15 protein-coding genes are annotated in these 14,222 nt (G+C 69.7%); 13 read left to right on the top strand and 2 right to left on the bottom strand.

From position 1 onward, the window contains the following. The first annotated feature begins 97 nt into the window (after positions 1 to 97). The 9 genes from GXW79_RS06900 to terL all read left to right on the top strand — a co-directional run bounded on the left by GXW79_RS06900 (position 98) and on the right by terL (position 10,491). Positions 98 to 1,567: a portal protein gene (locus GXW79_RS06900; RefSeq protein ID WP_408901544.1), complete on the top strand. Its 1,470-nt coding sequence runs from the start codon at positions 98 to 100 to the stop codon at positions 1,565 to 1,567. Then, positions 1,564 to 2,289: a capsid assembly protein gene (locus GXW79_RS06895; RefSeq protein WP_211873621.1), complete on the top strand. Its 726-nt coding sequence runs from the start codon at positions 1,564 to 1,566 to the stop codon at positions 2,287 to 2,289. The genes GXW79_RS06900 and GXW79_RS06895 overlap by 4 nt, the downstream gene beginning before the upstream one ends. Before the next feature lie 237 nt (positions 2,290 to 2,526). Further along, positions 2,527 to 3,357 carry a phage capsid protein gene (locus tag GXW79_RS06890; RefSeq protein ID WP_211873620.1) on the top strand — a complete coding sequence of 277 codons (831 nt, stop codon included), beginning with the start codon at positions 2,527 to 2,529 and terminating at the stop codon, positions 3,355 to 3,357. 117 nt (positions 3,358 to 3,474) lie between these two features. Then, positions 3,475 to 4,047 carry a hypothetical protein gene (locus GXW79_RS06885; RefSeq protein ID WP_211873619.1) on the top strand — a complete coding sequence of 191 codons (573 nt, stop codon included), beginning with the start codon at positions 3,475 to 3,477 and terminating at the stop codon, positions 4,045 to 4,047. Then, complete coding sequence (locus GXW79_RS06880) at positions 4,044 to 5,924, top strand: hypothetical protein (protein WP_211873618.1); 1,881 nt, start codon at positions 4,044 to 4,046, stop codon at positions 5,922 to 5,924. The genes GXW79_RS06885 and GXW79_RS06880 overlap by 4 nt, the downstream gene beginning before the upstream one ends. Next, positions 5,924 to 6,454: a hypothetical protein gene (locus GXW79_RS06875; RefSeq protein WP_211873617.1), complete on the top strand. Its 531-nt coding sequence runs from the start codon at positions 5,924 to 5,926 to the stop codon at positions 6,452 to 6,454. Before GXW79_RS06880 ends, GXW79_RS06875 begins: the two co-directional genes overlap by 1 nt. A gap of 26 nt (positions 6,455 to 6,480) precedes the next feature. Continuing rightward, positions 6,481 to 8,760: a glycosyl hydrolase family 28-related protein gene (locus tag GXW79_RS06870; protein ID WP_211873616.1), complete on the top strand. Its 2,280-nt coding sequence runs from the start codon at positions 6,481 to 6,483 to the stop codon at positions 8,758 to 8,760. Beyond that, positions 8,757 to 9,089, top strand: a complete 333-nt coding sequence (locus GXW79_RS06865; protein WP_211873615.1) for a hypothetical protein — start codon at positions 8,757 to 8,759, stop codon at positions 9,087 to 9,089. Before GXW79_RS06870 ends, GXW79_RS06865 begins: the two co-directional genes overlap by 4 nt. Further along, positions 9,067 to 10,491 (top strand): phage terminase large subunit, encoded by a 1,425-nt coding sequence (gene terL / locus GXW79_RS06860; RefSeq protein WP_211873614.1) that lies wholly within the window; start codon positions 9,067 to 9,069, stop codon positions 10,489 to 10,491. The genes GXW79_RS06865 and terL overlap by 23 nt, the downstream gene beginning before the upstream one ends. Positions 10,492 to 10,805: 314 nt before the next feature. Here the strand turns inward: terL and GXW79_RS06855 are convergent, their stop codons facing one another. After that, a complete protein-coding gene (locus GXW79_RS06855) occupies positions 10,806 to 11,024 on the bottom strand; it encodes a hypothetical protein (RefSeq protein ID WP_211873757.1) in 219 nt (72 codons plus the stop codon). Between the two features lie 114 nt (positions 11,025 to 11,138). On the opposite strand from GXW79_RS06855, the gene GXW79_RS06850 reads away from it, so the two are divergent. The 4 genes from GXW79_RS06850 (at position 11,139) to GXW79_RS06835 (ending at position 12,817) form a co-directional block, all read left to right on the top strand. Beyond that, positions 11,139 to 11,414: a hypothetical protein gene (locus GXW79_RS06850; protein ID WP_211873613.1), complete on the top strand. Its 276-nt coding sequence runs from the start codon at positions 11,139 to 11,141 to the stop codon at positions 11,412 to 11,414. Further along, positions 11,414 to 11,854 (top strand): cell wall hydrolase, encoded by a 441-nt coding sequence (locus tag GXW79_RS06845; protein ID WP_211873612.1) that lies wholly within the window; start codon positions 11,414 to 11,416, stop codon positions 11,852 to 11,854. The genes GXW79_RS06850 and GXW79_RS06845 overlap by 1 nt, the downstream gene beginning before the upstream one ends. Positions 11,855 to 11,868: 14 nt before the next feature. Next, on the top strand, positions 11,869 to 12,219 hold the full coding sequence (locus tag GXW79_RS06840; RefSeq protein ID WP_211873611.1) for a DUF952 domain-containing protein: 351 nt from the start codon (positions 11,869 to 11,871) through the stop codon (positions 12,217 to 12,219). An 82-nt stretch (positions 12,220 to 12,301) separates the two neighbouring features. After that, positions 12,302 to 12,817, top strand: coding sequence for a hypothetical protein (locus GXW79_RS06835; protein WP_211873610.1), 516 nt, complete (start codon positions 12,302 to 12,304; stop codon positions 12,815 to 12,817). 69 nt (positions 12,818 to 12,886) lie between these two features. Here the strand turns inward: GXW79_RS06835 and GXW79_RS06830 are convergent. Beyond that, on the bottom strand, positions 12,887 to 14,222 hold a 1,336-nt coding region (locus GXW79_RS06830; RefSeq protein ID WP_211873609.1), incomplete at its 5' end, for a hypothetical protein.

The following is a 14,222-nucleotide window of genomic DNA, read 5'->3' as shown; positions in this document are numbered from 1 at the left end:
CCGTTCCCCAAACTTCCGCGGGCCCGGCCTGCTCCTTCACCGGAGCGGTCCGGGCTTGCGGCTTTTTGGGCCCCCCCATTGTCGCAGGAGTGTCAGCGTGACCCCACGGCCCACGCCGCCCGAGAGCCTGCCGCTCGAGCAGATGCTGGCGCGCCATGCCCGCGCCCTCGACCGCCGCCGCCCCTTCGAGGCTTTTTGGCAGGATTGCTACGACCAGACCCTGCCGGAGCCTGGCAAGGCCGCGCAGCTCTTCGACGCTACCGCGGCCGATGCGGCGGAACAGCTCGCCGCCTCGCTTCTGGCGGAACTCTGCCCGCCCTGGTCCCGCTGGTTCGGCCTGGCCCCGGCGCGGCCGCTGGATGACAGCCCCGCCGCCCGCGCCACCGCGCTGGCGCTGGAAGACGCGGCCGAGATGCTGCAGCTGCACCTCGACCGCTCCAACTTCGCGCTCGAGATGCACCAGGCCTTCCTCGACCTGGTCATCACCGGCACCGGCATCATCCTCGTCGAGGAAGCCGCGCCCGGCGAGCCCTCCGCGCTGCGTTTCGCCGCAGTGCCGCTGCGGGAGACGGTGCTGGAGGAAGGCACCTCCGGCCGGCTCGATACCATCTGGCGCGCCCGTAGCATGACGGCCGCCGCCATCGCCGCCCGCTACCCGGACGCGACGCTGCCCGCCGCCGTCCTGCACGCGGATGGCGAGGGCGAACCCGCCCGGCACCGCGTCCTGGAAGCCGTCCATCCAGATGCCCACGCGACCAGCTTCACCGCGCTGCTCGCCGGCGATGACGGCCATGTATGGCCGCTCGCCGAGGGCCGCTTTGCCGAAAATCCCTTCATCGCCTTCCGTTGGCTCAAGGCGCCCGGCGAGACCTATGGCCGCGGCCCGGTCGGCAAGGCGCTGCCGGATATCCGCACCGCCAACCTGGTCGTCGAGCTGGTGCTGAAAAACGCCTCCATCGCGGCCACCGGAATCTGGCAGGCCGAGGATGACGGCGTGCTCAACCCGGCGACCATCCGCCTGGTGCCGGGCGCGATCATCCCCAAGGCGCCGGGCTCGGCGGGCCTTACGCCGCTCGCCGCGCCGGGCCGCTTCGATGTCTCGCAACTCGTGCTCAACGACCTCCGCGCCCGCATCCGCACCGCCCTGCTCGCGGACCGTCTCTCGCCGCAGCGCGAAGGCCGGATGACGGCGACCGAGGTGATGGACCGCAGCGCCGAGACCGCCCGGCGCCTCGGCGCCACCTATGGCCGGCTGCAATCAGAACTGCTGACCCCGCTGGTGACGCGCTGCCTCGCGATCCTTCGCCGCCGCGGCGAGATCGCGCCGCAGACGCAGGATGGGCAGGAACTGCGCCTGCGCTACGCGAGCCCGCTCGCCCAGGTCCAGGGCCGGGCGGATGCCGCCAATACGCTGCTGTTCCTCCAGGCGGTGGGGCAGCTCGGCCCCGATGCCGCCGCACAGGTCGATGCCGCGGCGGCCACCCGTTGGCTCGCCCGCAGCCTCAACGCCCCGGCCGAGATTCTGAAACCTCTCCAAGCAACGCAGAACGGAGTGTCGCCCGCATGAGCCAGGACCTGCTCGAAGCCGCCAGCAAGCCCGAACCCGCCGCCATCCCCGATGGCGTGCCGGAAAAATTCTGGGATGCCGAGGCCGGCACGCTCCGCACCGAGGCGCTGCTGAAATCCTACCTGGAACTGGAGCGCCGCCTGTCCCAGCGCGCCGGCCCGCCGGCGCCCGACGCGCCGGAGGAGGAGCGCCAGCGCTTCCTGCGCGCCCTCGGTGTGCCGGAAAAGCCCGATGGCTACGCCATCACCGCCCCGCATGACCTGCTCTCCGCCGATGCCGCCATCAATGCGCGTCTGCACGAAGCGGGCTTCACGCCGAAGCAGGCGCAACTCGTCTACGACCTGGCTGCTGAGCGCCTGCTGCCGCTGATCGCCGACGCCGTGCGCGAGGTCGAGGCCGAGCGCGAGGTGGACCGCCTGCGCGCCCATTTCGGTGGCGACGAAGCCTTCCGCCGCATGGCCGGCCAGATCGCCGCCTGGGGCCGCGCGAACCTGGCGCCGCACGTCTTCGAGGCGCTGAGTACCAGCCATGACGGCGTCGTCGCCATGCACGGCATGATGGCCAAGCGCGAGCCCGCTTTGATGCGCGCCGCCGAGCAGCCCGCCGCGTCCCAGGAGCAGGAGCTGCGCGTGATGATGCGCGACCCGCGCTACTGGCGCACCCGCGAGCCCGACTTCGTCAAGCGCGTCACCGAAGGCTTCCGCCGCCTGACGAAGAGCTGAGCTCGCGGCGGGGCTCGAGCGTCCCGGTCCTCCCTGGGATGTCGCCCCGCCGCAGGGGCCGCCGGCCATCGGCCGCGGCCCGGCGTGGGCGGGCAGCACCCCCGTGCTGCCCGCCCACCAGCAATCCCTTTGCCCGCGCACAACCCCACCAGGGCGCGCGGGACGCCGCCGCGCCGCGGGCCCTTCGGGGGAACCCGGGCGCGGCGCACCCATCCCCCACATCCAAGGACATTCCCAATGCCCGCGATCGATGTCGCCTTCGTCAAGCAGTTCGAAGCCGAGGTCCATGAGGCCTACCAGCGCATGGGCTCCAAGCTGCGCCCCACCGTGCGCAGCAAGTCCGGCGTCGTCGGCGCCAGCACCTCCTTCCCCAAGGTCGGCACCGGCACGGCCGCGGCCAAGGCGCGCAACGGCACCGTGCCGGTGATGAACCTGGCCTACGACGCCGTCGAATGCTTCCTGCAGGATTATTATGCCGGCGAGTGGATCGACAAGCTCGACGAGCTGAAGACCAACATCGATGAGCGCACGGTCATCGCCAACGCCGGCGCCTACGCCCTCGGCCGCAAGACCGACGAGCTGATCATCGCCGCGCTGGACACCGCGACGCGCGAGGCGGTCAGCACCGTCGCCGGCACCACGGACACGGACCCGCTGACCAAGGCGAAGGTGCTGCTCGCCTTCGAGAAGATGGGCGATGCGAATGTGCCCGATGACGGCAACCGCTTCGCGGTGGTCGGCTGGAAGCAGTGGAGCGATCTGCTCGCGATCGATGAGTTCGTGAACGCGGACTATATCGGCGACGACCAGCTGCCCTGGCGCGGCACCCAGGCGAAGCGCTGGCTCGGCGCGCTGTGGATTCCGCATTCCGGCCTCACGAAGGTGGGCAACCTGCGGTACTGCTACTTCTACCACCGCACGGCCGTGGGCCACGCCGTGAACGCGGAAGTGACGACGGACATCTCCTGGCATGGCGATCGCGCCGCCAGCTTCATCAACAACATGATGTCGCAGGGCGCGGTGATGATCGATGACGCCGGCGTGGTCCGGATGCGCGCCAAGGAATAAGCGCAGCAAGCTTTGGTGCTGGCCGCCCAGCCAGCACCAAAAAGCAAAAATAAAAGAATGGGGTCCGGGGAAATTCCTTTCCCCGACCTTTCTTTTCCCCTTTTTCCGGAGACACCCATGGCGAACGCCCTCGCGCTCTGCTCGCGCGCGTTGCTGAAGATCGGCGCGCGCCCGGTCGCCTCCTTCGACGACGGCACGGCCGAAGCCGAGGTCGCGGCCTCCCTGTATGCCGGCACGCGCGACGCGCTGCTCTCCGCCCACCCGTGGAGCTTCGCGACCGGCCAGGCTACGCTGCCGCGCCTGGCCGCAACACCGGTTGCGGACTTCGCCTATGCCTACCAGCTGCCGCCAACCTTCCTGCGCGCGCTGTCAGCCGGGCAGGGGGTGCGCGGCCGCGGCGTGCCGTTCCGCCTGCTGGAGGACCGTCTGCACACGGACGCGGACTCGATCATCCTCACCCACATCTTCCGCCCCGATGAGAGCGTCTTCCCGCCCTTCTTCGCCGCACTTCTCGCTGCCCGCCTGGCCGCCGAATTCTGCCTTCCGCTGACCGAGAGCACGCAGCGCGCGGAGCTTCTCTACAAGCTCGCCGACACCGAATTCCGCGCGGCGCGGCAGACCGACAGCCAGCAGGGCACGCCACGCGCGATCGAGGACTACCCGCTCATCACCGTGCGGGGGCGGTCATGAGCGCCTCCTTCCGCGCCAAGACGGCGTTCACCGCCGGCGAGCTCGCGCCCGAGCTGCTCGGCCGCGTGGATCTGCGCGCCTATGAGACGGGCGCGCGGCGCCTGCGCAACGTGTTCATCCAGCCGACAGGCGGCGTCACGCGCCGCCCCGGCCTTCGCCACATCGCGACCCTGCCGGGCGAGGCACGGCTGATCCCCTTCGAGGTGAATGCCGAGCTCACCTACCTCTTCGTGCTCACCGACGGGCTGCTCTCGATCTACACGGGTGACGTGCGCACAGCGCAGATCGCGGCACCCTGGACCGGGCCGATGCTGCCGCAGATCGCCTGGACGCAGAGCGACGACGCCGCGCTGATCCTGCACCCGAACCTGCCGCCGCAGCGCATCGCCCGAAACGGTACGGGCTGGAGCCTCGCATCCTGGCCGCTGGTGCGCGAGCCCTTCCATCGCTTCGTCGATGGCGCCATCACGCTCGCGACCTCCGGCACCACCGGTCTCGTCACGGTCACCGCGTCGGCGCCGGTGTTCAGCGCCGGGCATCTGGGTGCGCGCCTGCGCATCAATGGACGGCGCGTTTCGATCAACACGGTGAACAGCGCCACCGTGGTCTCCGCCGCCGTGGTGGATGCGCCGCTCACAGGGACTGCCGCGACCGCGTCCTGGGATGAATCCGCCTTCGGTGATGCGCGCGGCTGGCCGATCTGCGCCTGCTTCCACCAGCAGCGCCTGGTGATCGGCGGCACGCGGGATCTGCCGAACCGCCTGTTCCTGTCGCGCACGGCGTCGAGCTTCGATTTCGACCCGGGCACCGGCCTCGATGACGAGGGCATCGACTTCGCCCTCGTCTCCGACCAGGCCAATGCCATTCGCGGCGTGTTCTCCGGCCGGCACCTGCAGGTCTTCACCTCAGGCTCGGAATGGATGGTCACCGGCGAGCCGCTGACGCCCTCCTCCATCCAGCTCACGCGGCAGACGCGCGTGGGCAGCCGCACGGACCGGATGCTGCCCACCGTCGATGTGGATGGCGCGACCATCTTCGCCTCGCGCTCGGGGCAGAGCGTGCATGAGTTCACCTACACGGATCTCCAGCAGATCTACCAGGCGAACGACCTCGCGATCCTCGCGCGGCACCTGGTGCAGGGTCCGCGTGCGCTGGCCTATGACGCGCGGTCTCGGCTGTTGCATATCGCGATGGCCGATGGCTCGCTCGCCACGCTCACCATCTACCGCGCCGAGCAGGTCACCGCCTGGACGCGGCAGGAAACCGATGGGCTGTTCCGCGACCTTGCGGAGACCGACGGCACCATCTGGGCGCTGGTGGAGCGCAATGGCAGCCAGCGGCTCGAGCGCTTCGACGGCACGCTCGGGCTCGACGCCGCGATCAGCTTTGCCGGCACCGCGGCACGGACGAGCCTCGCTGGTCTCGATCATCTGGAAGGTCGCACGGTGGGGCTGGTGGCCGATGGCGCGCCGCGGGATCCCGCGCTGGTGAACAACGGCGCGATCGCGCTGGCGCCCACGGCGCGCAGCGGCCAGGCCGGGTTGCTCTTCACCCACCGCATCGAACCGATGCCGGTCGTGGCTGCCAGCAACATCGGGATCACCACTGGTCCGCGGCGCAGCGTGACCATCACCTTCCGCGTGCTCGACACCGCGGCGCTGACTGCCGATGTCGGGCGCGGCCTGCGCTCGGTGCCGTTCCGCAGGCTCGACCTCAACCGGCTCGACGCCGCGCCGGAGCCCTTCACCGGCGACGTCACGCTCGGTGCCATCGGCTGGCGACGCGGCGGCCTCGACGCGCCCTGGCGCATCGAGGGCGACACGCCGCTGCCGCTCACGCTGCTTTCCGTCACCACCGAGGCAAGGACATCCAATTGATGGCACAGATCGCATCGCTGGCCAGCGTCATCGGCGCCGGTGCCAGCATCTACGGGCAGGTCCAGCAGAAGCAGGACGCCGAGAAGCGCCAGAAGGAAGCGCAGCGCCAGCAGGCGGTGCAGCAGGCAGCGCAGGTCGCGGAACGCCAGGCGCAGGTGGACGTCCGCAACGCCGCGACCGTCGCCGATGAGGCGGCCCGCGCCGAGCAGCTGCGCCTGGCCGATGAAGCCAGCCGCGCCCAGCGCGACGCGACGCTCAAGCGCACCATCGCCCAGGCGCGCGCGCGGCTCGCCGCGGGCGGCGTGGATCCCTCCGGCGGTTCCGCCCAGGCGCTGGTCGATGGCCTGCAACAGGATGCGGCTGCAAGCGACGCGCAGGATTCCGCGCTGCTCAATGCCCGCCTCGCGGCCAATCGCCGCAGCCTGCTCCAGCCCGCCAGCGGGTCCTTCGCCACCAGCTCGATTGCGTCGCCCAACTACCTGACCCTCGGCAACAGCGTCGGCGCGCTCGCCCGCAACCTGCTCGGCTGAGCCCCCGCGACCCACCGGAGAAACCCATGTCCGAGCACATCACCATCGGCGATATCGCGCCGCGCGTGCAGTATGTCGCCGACGGCATCCAGGCCGATTTCACCTTCCCCTTCCCGATCTTCGTCGAGGAGGATCTGGAGCTGCGCGTCAACGGCGTGCCGCTGAACGGTGGCTTCGAAGTGGTCGGCGCGGGTCTCTCCGAGGGCGGCACGGTTCGGTTCGTCGAACCGCCGCTGCCGGGCACGCGGCTGGCGCTGCGCCGCCGGCTGCGCATCTCGCGCACCACGGATTTCCAGGACAACGCGATCCTCCGCGCGAGCGCCCTGAACGATGAGCTCGACTACCAGATCGCGGCCATGCAGGACGTGGCTGCCGACGTCAGCGACACGCTCCGCTTCGACCCCGCCGAAGGCAGTGCGACCACCACCCTGCCGCTGCGCGGTGCGCGGGCAAACCGCGTGCTCGGCTTTGACAGCGTCGGTGCGATCACGCTGTTCGACCGCAACTCCACGCTTCTGACCGCGCCCTTCACGGGTGCGATCCCCACGACCGTCGAGGACAAGCTCTCGCAATCCCTCTCGACGCGGGATTTCGGCGCCGTGGGCGATGGCGTCACCGACGACACGCCCGCGCTCCAGGCCGCGATGAACGCCGCCGCCGCCGCCGGGCGCTTTCTGGTGATCGGCGAAGGCAGCCACCGCGCGACCCAGCCGCTGGTCCTGCCCGGTGCCGCCGCAGGCATGATCATGCGTGGCGCGATCGTCTATGCCGGCCCGGCCGGCACCACCGCGCTCACCATCGGCGACGGCAGCGCCACGCGAAACGCGACCAAATTCTACCACGGCCTGCGCGTCATCCGCGCCGCGATCTCCGATTGGACCAACGAGGGCGATATCGGCCTGGTGCTGCGCAACATGGACGCGACGCAGATCGAAATCCGCCAGGTCGAGGGCTTCACCATCGGCATCCGCACGCTCGGCGAGGAGCGCGGCTTCGAGGACTCCACGCTCCAGCTTGGCCGCATCATCAACAACAAGATCGGCCTCGACATCCACACTGCGACCGCCGCGGCGTGGAACACATCCGTGCGCTATTATGGCGGCCACTTCGCCATCGCCTCCTCGCTCTACCCGACGCAGGATCGCTATGGCATCCGCCTGTCCGCCGAGCCGGGCGCCTACATCGCGCACAACCGCCACATCTTCGACGCGCCCGGCTTTGAGCTGCAGGCCGAGGGCCGCCCGATCAGCGGCATTCCCTTCCTGTGCCAGGTCTCCTCACGCGCGGTCTGGGCGCGCGCCATCCGGATGGAGGGATGCTCGCCCTACGTCGCGCGCCACACCGGCCCGGCGCAGGACCATGTCTACGAAATCGCCTGGGCGAGCCAGGCCTACAATGTCTCGGTCGACTACGTGGGCGTCACCCGCGTCGGCGCCGTCGTGCGCACCTATCACCAGGGCGCGGCCTTTCGTGAGGCGAGCCGTACCGTCGCATCCGTGCCCTGCCTGCGCGCGGCGCGCATCCGCTGGTCCAACACCGAATGGGGTTTTGAAAAACTCGCCTGCCTCTCTTCGAATGTCGCCGGCTCGCCCACCGCACTCGCGGGCTACGCCTTTCCCGGCTTGTCGAACTTCACCTTCACCGATCGTGGCGTGATCCTGACCGTCGGGCGCGGCTTGGGCTTCGTCGCCGATGCCCACGCCTGCCGCGAATTCGCCCTCGTCATCGATGCCGATGACCCGCGCATGATCGTGCAGTGCTTCGACGCCAACATGACCCTGCTCACCGATGCCGACGGCACCATGGTCACCGCCTCCGGCCAGGCGCTCATCTGGAACGCGGCCGCCAAATGGTGGCAGGGCAATGTCGACATGACCGACGCGGATCTCACCCGCCGCCAGGTCGTCCGCCTCGCCCCGCAGGTGGCCTACGCGATCATCGGCGTGGCCCGGATCGGCCGCGACTATGAGGTGCGCGCGATGTCGCTGGCCTGCGACCCCGGCTTCGCGCCCTCGGTCCTGTTCGGCCAGCCGGACCTGCCGCATGGCGCGCGCGAGCTGACCGCCGAGCAGTCCTGGGACCCGCCCTCCATCGCGGCCGATGGCACCACGCAGTTCAACCTGCCGCTCACCGGCGCGCGGCCGGGCGACTTCGCCTCGGCCAGCTTCTCGCTCGCCACCTCGGGCGTGGTCTTCCTCGCCCAGGTGGGGGCGACGGACATCGTCACCGTCACCGCCTGGAACCGCTCCGCCGCCGCGATCGACCTGGGCGCCGGGATCGTGCGCGGCCGCGTCGTGAAAGCATGAAGCCGCGCCAGGCCCTGGTGCCCGCTCAGCCGCGCCCGGCGCCCGACCTCAACGCCGCGCTCGCCAAGGTCATCGGCGAATACGAACGCTTCATGGCCGCCACCGCCCCCGTCGAGGAGGATACCGACGCCAAGGCCTTCATCGCCCGCCACAATGCCGGCCGCGCCGCGCTCGGCCATCGCGAGCAGCTGGTCAAGGTCGCTCGCCTGCTCAACCCCGACATCCCGCGCGACGCCGGCGCCGCCGCCATCCTCGCGGAAGCGCGCCGCGCCCTCGCCCTGACCCACGAAGAGGAGCAGGACATCGATGAGTCCGCAAAGGACGAGTGAGTTTCTCGAATTCCTCTGGATCTGGAATCACGCCCACACGCTCGCCACACCCGCACTCCACCGCCGCATCGCGCGGTGGTTCATGGCGCGCGATGCGGCCGGCGACCGGCGCCTGGCTCTGACCGCCTTCCGCGGCTGCGGCAAGTCCACGCTCATCGGCCTGTGGTCCGCCTGGCTGCTCGCGCGGCGGCCGGAGACGCGCATCCTGGTGCTGGCCGCCGACCAGATGCTCGCCGGCAAGATGGTGACCCATGTCCGCCGCATCATCGAACGCCACCCGCTGTGTGCCCACCTCATCCCCGGCAATGCCGATGCCTGGGCGTCGGACCGCTTCACGGTGGCCCGCGACGGTGCCCTGCGCGACGCGTCCATGCGCGCCCAGGGCATCGGCGGCAACATCACCGGCGACCGCGCCGAACTCGTCATCTGCGACGACGTCGAAGTCGCCGGCAATTGCGACACCGCCGCCAAGCGCGAGGAGCTGCGCGACCGTTTGGCGGAAACCGAATTCGTCCTGACCCCCACCGGCACGCTGCTGTTCGTCGGCACCCCGCACACCGCCGACAGCCTCTACAAGCCCAACGCCTACCTCCGCGGCTACCGGCGCCTGACCATCCCCATCACCGACGCCGCCGGCCGCAGCGCCTGGCCCGAACGCTTCCCGCCCGACGCCATCGCCACGCTGCGCGACCGCGTCGGCCCTACCCAGTTCCGCCGCCAGATGCTCCTCCAGGCGGTGGACGAAACCGCCGTCCGCCTCGACCCCGCCGCCCTCATCCGCTACGCCGAAGAACCCCTTTACGCCGAAGTCCACGGCCGCCCGACGCTGACGCTGCTCGGCCGCCGCCTGGTCGCCGGCGGCGCCTTCTGGGACCCCGCCTTCGGCCGAACGGGAGGCGATGCCTCCGTCCTTGCCGCGCTGTATTCGGACGCCGAGGGCGCCCACTTCCTCCACCGCATCGCCTACCTCGCGGTGGACCCGGACGCCGCGGACGACCCCGCCACCCAGCAATGCCGCCAGGTGGCCCAGATCGCCCGAGACCTCCTGCTGCCCATCATCCGCATCGAGACCAACGGTATCGGGAAATTCCTGCCCGCCCTGCTGCGCCGGGAACTCGCCCGCGCCGGCGCTGCCTGCACCGTGCTCGACCACGCGAACCGACGCGCCAAGGACGATCGCATCCTCGGCGCCATTGAACCCGCACTCGCAGCGCGGCGCCTCCACGCCCACACCAGCCTCTGGCAAACGCCCTTCCCGACCGAAATGTCCGAATGGCGCCCCGGAGCCCCCAACCAACCCGACGACGCCCTGGACGCGGTTGCGGGCTGCCTCCTGGCCGAACCCGTCCGCCTGGCCCGCGCGGCGCCCATGCCGCGGAGTGCTGACTGGCGGGGGGGGTAGGAGAAAGAAAGCAAGGCCAGGGGCTCTGCCCCTGGACCCCGCCAGGATCGTGTCGATCCTCGACCTCCATTTGTTGGTTCTCGGTTTTGGGAAGGGGTTTGAGGCTCGCCGGAGGCGTGTCGGGGTGGGGAGGGGGCGCAGCGAACTCCCCTGTCACGGGAACGCCCTAGACGCGCCCCCTCCCCACCCCGGCGCACCATCGATGAAGTCCCAGCCCTACCCCAACCCAAAAACGAACAAAGGGGGGTCCAGGGGCCACAGGCTCCTGGCGGGGGTCGAGGGGGCAAAGCCCCCCGCCTTGCTTGCCTTGCTCTCTACCCCACCGCCTTCAGCACTTCCGTCGCGTGGCGCGCTCGGCCGGGGTCGGTGATCTCGTACCGGCCGTCGGGGCGGGGGTGGGCGAGGCCGAGGTTGGTGAGGCGGTCGAGGCAGGGGCCGTCCTTGAGCCCGGGCGGCCGGCCGTGGTCGGCGACCAGGGTCAGGCGGTGCAGCGCCGATCGGCAGCAGGTTTCCAGGTAGGGCTCGGTCCACATCATTCGCAGGGTGGGGCCGGGCCTTTCGCGCTTCAAGTCACCTCAGAAAGAAGGGTTCGCGTCATGGCTGTGGAGTTTGATCCTGCGTCCTGGGTCAGGTTCGTGGAGATTCCGGTGGCCGCTGGCCTGTTCTGGATGATTCACGGGTTGCGCCAGGATTTTTTGAATCGGTCGGATCGGATTGACGAGCGTGGGGCTGAGGCCCTGACCCGCACGCGCGAGGACCTGGCGGATTACAAGCTGGAGGTGGCGCGGACCTATGTGCCGTTGTCGCTGATCCGCGATGTGGATCGGCGGCTATCGGAGCACATGCTGCGGATCGAGAGCAAGATCAACGAGATCGGGCGCGGGTGTGCGACGTGTTCCTCGCCGAAGAAGGATGCGCGCTGATGTCGGCGGCGGTGCAGGCGCGCAGCGCGACTTCGGTGGAGGTATTGGCGCTGACCTTGTGGGGCGAGGCGGCGGAGCGACCGGTGCGCGCCATCGAGGGCGTGGCGGCGGCGATCATCAACCGGGTTCGGATGGTGGCCGCACCGGACGGGCCGCGGCATTGGGGCAGGGGGGTGAGCGGCATTTGCCGGGCGCCGTTCCAGTTCGGGTGCTGGCATCCGCGGCATCCGCGCCATGCGCCGATGTTAGCGTTGGGCGAGGACGACATGGCGCTGGCGATCTGCCGGCGCATTGCGGCGCGCGCGGCCTCGGGCGTCCTGCCCGATTCCACGGGTGGGGCGACGCACTACCACGCGGCGGAGCGGTTGCCGGCCTGGGCGGTGGGGCGGGTGCCGGAGGCGGAGATCGGCGGCCTGGTCTTCTATCGGCTGGCGATGTGAGCTACGCGGCGCTCATGGACACGATCATCTACACCATGGTGCGCGGCGCGGATTGGGCCGAGGCGGAGCGTCTCGGTCATTATGCGGGCAGCGCGGATGACGTCCGCGACGGGTTCCTGCATTTCTCCACGGCGGACCAGCTGCGCGCGAGTGCGGCAAAGCACCGGGCCGGTGAGGCGGGGCTGGTACTGGTCGCGGTAGAGGTGGCGGCGCTGGGTGACGCTCTGCGGTTCGAGCCGGCGGGGTCGCGGGCCGGACTGTTCCCGCATCTCTATGGCGTGCTGCAGATGGGTGCGGTGCGATCGGTGGATGATTTGCCGTTGGGTGCCGACGGGCTTCACCGATTTCCGAAGGGCATCGCTTGAGTGATCGGATGATGGTAAAAATGGGGCTATGTTTTCAATGACGGAGCGCCGTGGTGATCGACCGTAATGGGGAGAAATGTTGATGCTTTCTCGCGTTACTCGATCATCCTGGAAAGACATTCAAGCGCAATGGCGCCAAGAATGCGTCGATCTCGGTGAAAATTTTGATTCGTTTTCGCCGTTCGCGATGGCCCATGTTGAAAAAATACTCTTGGAAGATCCCCCAAATCCGCGATACGGGATTTTTTCGTTCAGTCGGTCTGGCCAATGCGATGCCATCATGCATGCAAACTCTAATATCTGGCCGACAACCCATGGTAAAATCCTCCGGATCGTTTGGATTTTTCTGTCACCAAGATTCGATTACGAAGAACGAGATCTGGCCGAAATTGCCTCTGTCGCGTCAGGGGTCATTTCAGGCGCGGTAGCCCTCGCTCGTTCTGCAGAGATGACGTCGCAGCACATTCAGCTGCGCATGGGCACCGCCTTCGACCGCACGATGATCGCTTCCGTCGGGGCGGTTTTGGGAACAATGAGCGGGATCACGATGAAGATTCGTGGCAGCTGGGTCTACTTGGACGGCCTCGGCGCGCCTTGATGTGGTCCGGGCGCCGAGCGAGCGACGGCGCAGACCAGGGCTGATCCGGCCGTGATCGAGGCCAGACGCCTACCGCGCCGTCGCACTCAGCCCGAAGCGGCGCTGCGCATCCGCCGCGTCGCGCGGCGGCGTCGAGCTGAGAGCAGCAATGGGGATGGGCTGCGGCGGCCGCGCGGTCAGCTCCAATTCACTGGCTTGGCCGCGCAGGAAGCGTTCCACCGGGTCGCGCAGCACGGCCATCCCGGGCCCGGAGGCGCCGCCGCGCACCATCCCGATCAGTTGCTCGCGCAGCTGCGCTTCCGTCAGGCGCTGTTCCTGCGCCTGGGCGCGCAGCGCGCGCCCCAGAAGCCCTTCGTCGCGATAGCGTACCCCCAGGCCGACCAGGCGCACCGCCGTCATCATCGTTTCCGGGGGCGAGCCCGGCACGAAGCGATCGAAATCCGCAGAGAAGGTGAGGCGACCATACTCGGGGACCGATAGCACCAGCGCCGGCACGCCGAGCAGGCCGCCAGTGGCCTGGAAGGTCGCGTCCATCGTCAGATCCGCGACCAGGGATTGATAGCCGAGCTGGCGGATGGCGGCCGCGAGCTGTGGCACGCCGTCCATTCGGAAGCCGCGCAGCGCCAGGCGACCGGTGCCGTTCTGGCCCGCATCGGTGTCGGATTCGAGACGGAAGCTGTCGAGGCTGCCGACCGGGCGGCCGCCATCGGAGAAGGTGAAGGCTTCGGCGGTCAATTCGATGCGACCGGCCTGCGGCTGCGCGCGACCGGCGGTGCGCATGTCACGAATGAAGGTCGCGACATCGATGCCGCTGAGCGCGGCGCGGGCGAGGGAGAAGCCGTTGGTCGCGGTGGGCGTCGTGCGCTCGCCACCGAAATTCTCTAGCCGCACGCGCGTGCTGCGCCCGATGCCAAGATCCTCGATGATCAGGCCGGCAAGCGAGTAGATCCCGTCGGCACCACTGTCCATGCGCACGCCCTCGACCGCGAGGCGATCGAGGGTGACCTCCTCGGGTTGCGGGTCGGCGCCGCCGGCGGCAGTCGGGATCGAGAGGCCGGTGATGCGCAGGCGCGCCATCGAGAGCTGGGTGCCGTTGGCACTGATGGTGATGCCGCGCAGGTCGGCATCGCGGACACCGGTGTCGGTCTGGCCCTCGACCGTCACGTCGTCGAAGGTGACGGTCGAATCGGGGCGGCGCAGCGTCACGCCTTCGAGGCGCACGCGCTGGCTCGCCTCATCGACCACGGTGGCCGTGCGGTAGCTCATCTGCACGTCGGCCGGGAACAGGGCGCGCAGCCGGCGAATGGCGGGCGCCTCATCAGGCGGCGGCAGCGCGAGGACAGCCGGCGGCGGGGTGGCCGGCGCGGAGGGCGGCGTCGGTGCCTGCGCCCGCGGCGGCACGGCG

The organism is Plastoroseomonas arctica (genome assembly GCF_018128965.1).
GTDB classification, from domain to species: domain Bacteria; phylum Pseudomonadota; class Alphaproteobacteria; order Acetobacterales; family Acetobacteraceae; genus Plastoroseomonas; species Plastoroseomonas arctica.
This window is presented reverse-complemented; position numbering and strand designations above follow the sequence as displayed.

Excerpts from the sequence above, each read along its gene's own strand:
- GXW79_RS06895 (WP_211873621.1), top strand. The coding sequence starts at position 1,564 with ATGAGCCAGGACCTGCTCGAAGCCGCCAGCAAGCCCGAACCCGCCGCC.
- GXW79_RS06890 (WP_211873620.1), top strand. The coding sequence starts at position 2,527 with ATGCCCGCGATCGATGTCGCCTTCGTCAAGCAGTTCGAAGCCGAGGTC.
- GXW79_RS06885 (WP_211873619.1), top strand. The coding sequence starts at position 3,475 with ATGGCGAACGCCCTCGCGCTCTGCTCGCGCGCGTTGCTGAAGATCGGC.
- GXW79_RS06880 (WP_211873618.1), top strand. The coding sequence starts at position 4,044 with ATGAGCGCCTCCTTCCGCGCCAAGACGGCGTTCACCGCCGGCGAGCTC.
- GXW79_RS06875 (WP_211873617.1), top strand. The coding sequence starts at position 5,924 with ATGGCACAGATCGCATCGCTGGCCAGCGTCATCGGCGCCGGTGCCAGC.
- GXW79_RS06870 (WP_211873616.1), top strand. The coding sequence starts at position 6,481 with ATGTCCGAGCACATCACCATCGGCGATATCGCGCCGCGCGTGCAGTAT.
- GXW79_RS06865 (WP_211873615.1), top strand. The coding sequence starts at position 8,757 with ATGAAGCCGCGCCAGGCCCTGGTGCCCGCTCAGCCGCGCCCGGCGCCC.
- terL (WP_211873614.1), top strand. The coding sequence starts at position 9,067 with ATGAGTCCGCAAAGGACGAGTGAGTTTCTCGAATTCCTCTGGATCTGG.
- GXW79_RS06855 (WP_211873757.1), bottom strand. The coding sequence starts at position 11,024 with ATGTGGACCGAGCCCTACCTGGAAACCTGCTGCCGATCGGCGCTGCAC.
- GXW79_RS06845 (WP_211873612.1), top strand. The coding sequence starts at position 11,414 with ATGTCGGCGGCGGTGCAGGCGCGCAGCGCGACTTCGGTGGAGGTATTG.
- GXW79_RS06840 (WP_211873611.1), top strand. The coding sequence starts at position 11,869 with ATGGACACGATCATCTACACCATGGTGCGCGGCGCGGATTGGGCCGAG.
- GXW79_RS06835 (WP_211873610.1), top strand. The coding sequence starts at position 12,302 with ATGCTTTCTCGCGTTACTCGATCATCCTGGAAAGACATTCAAGCGCAA.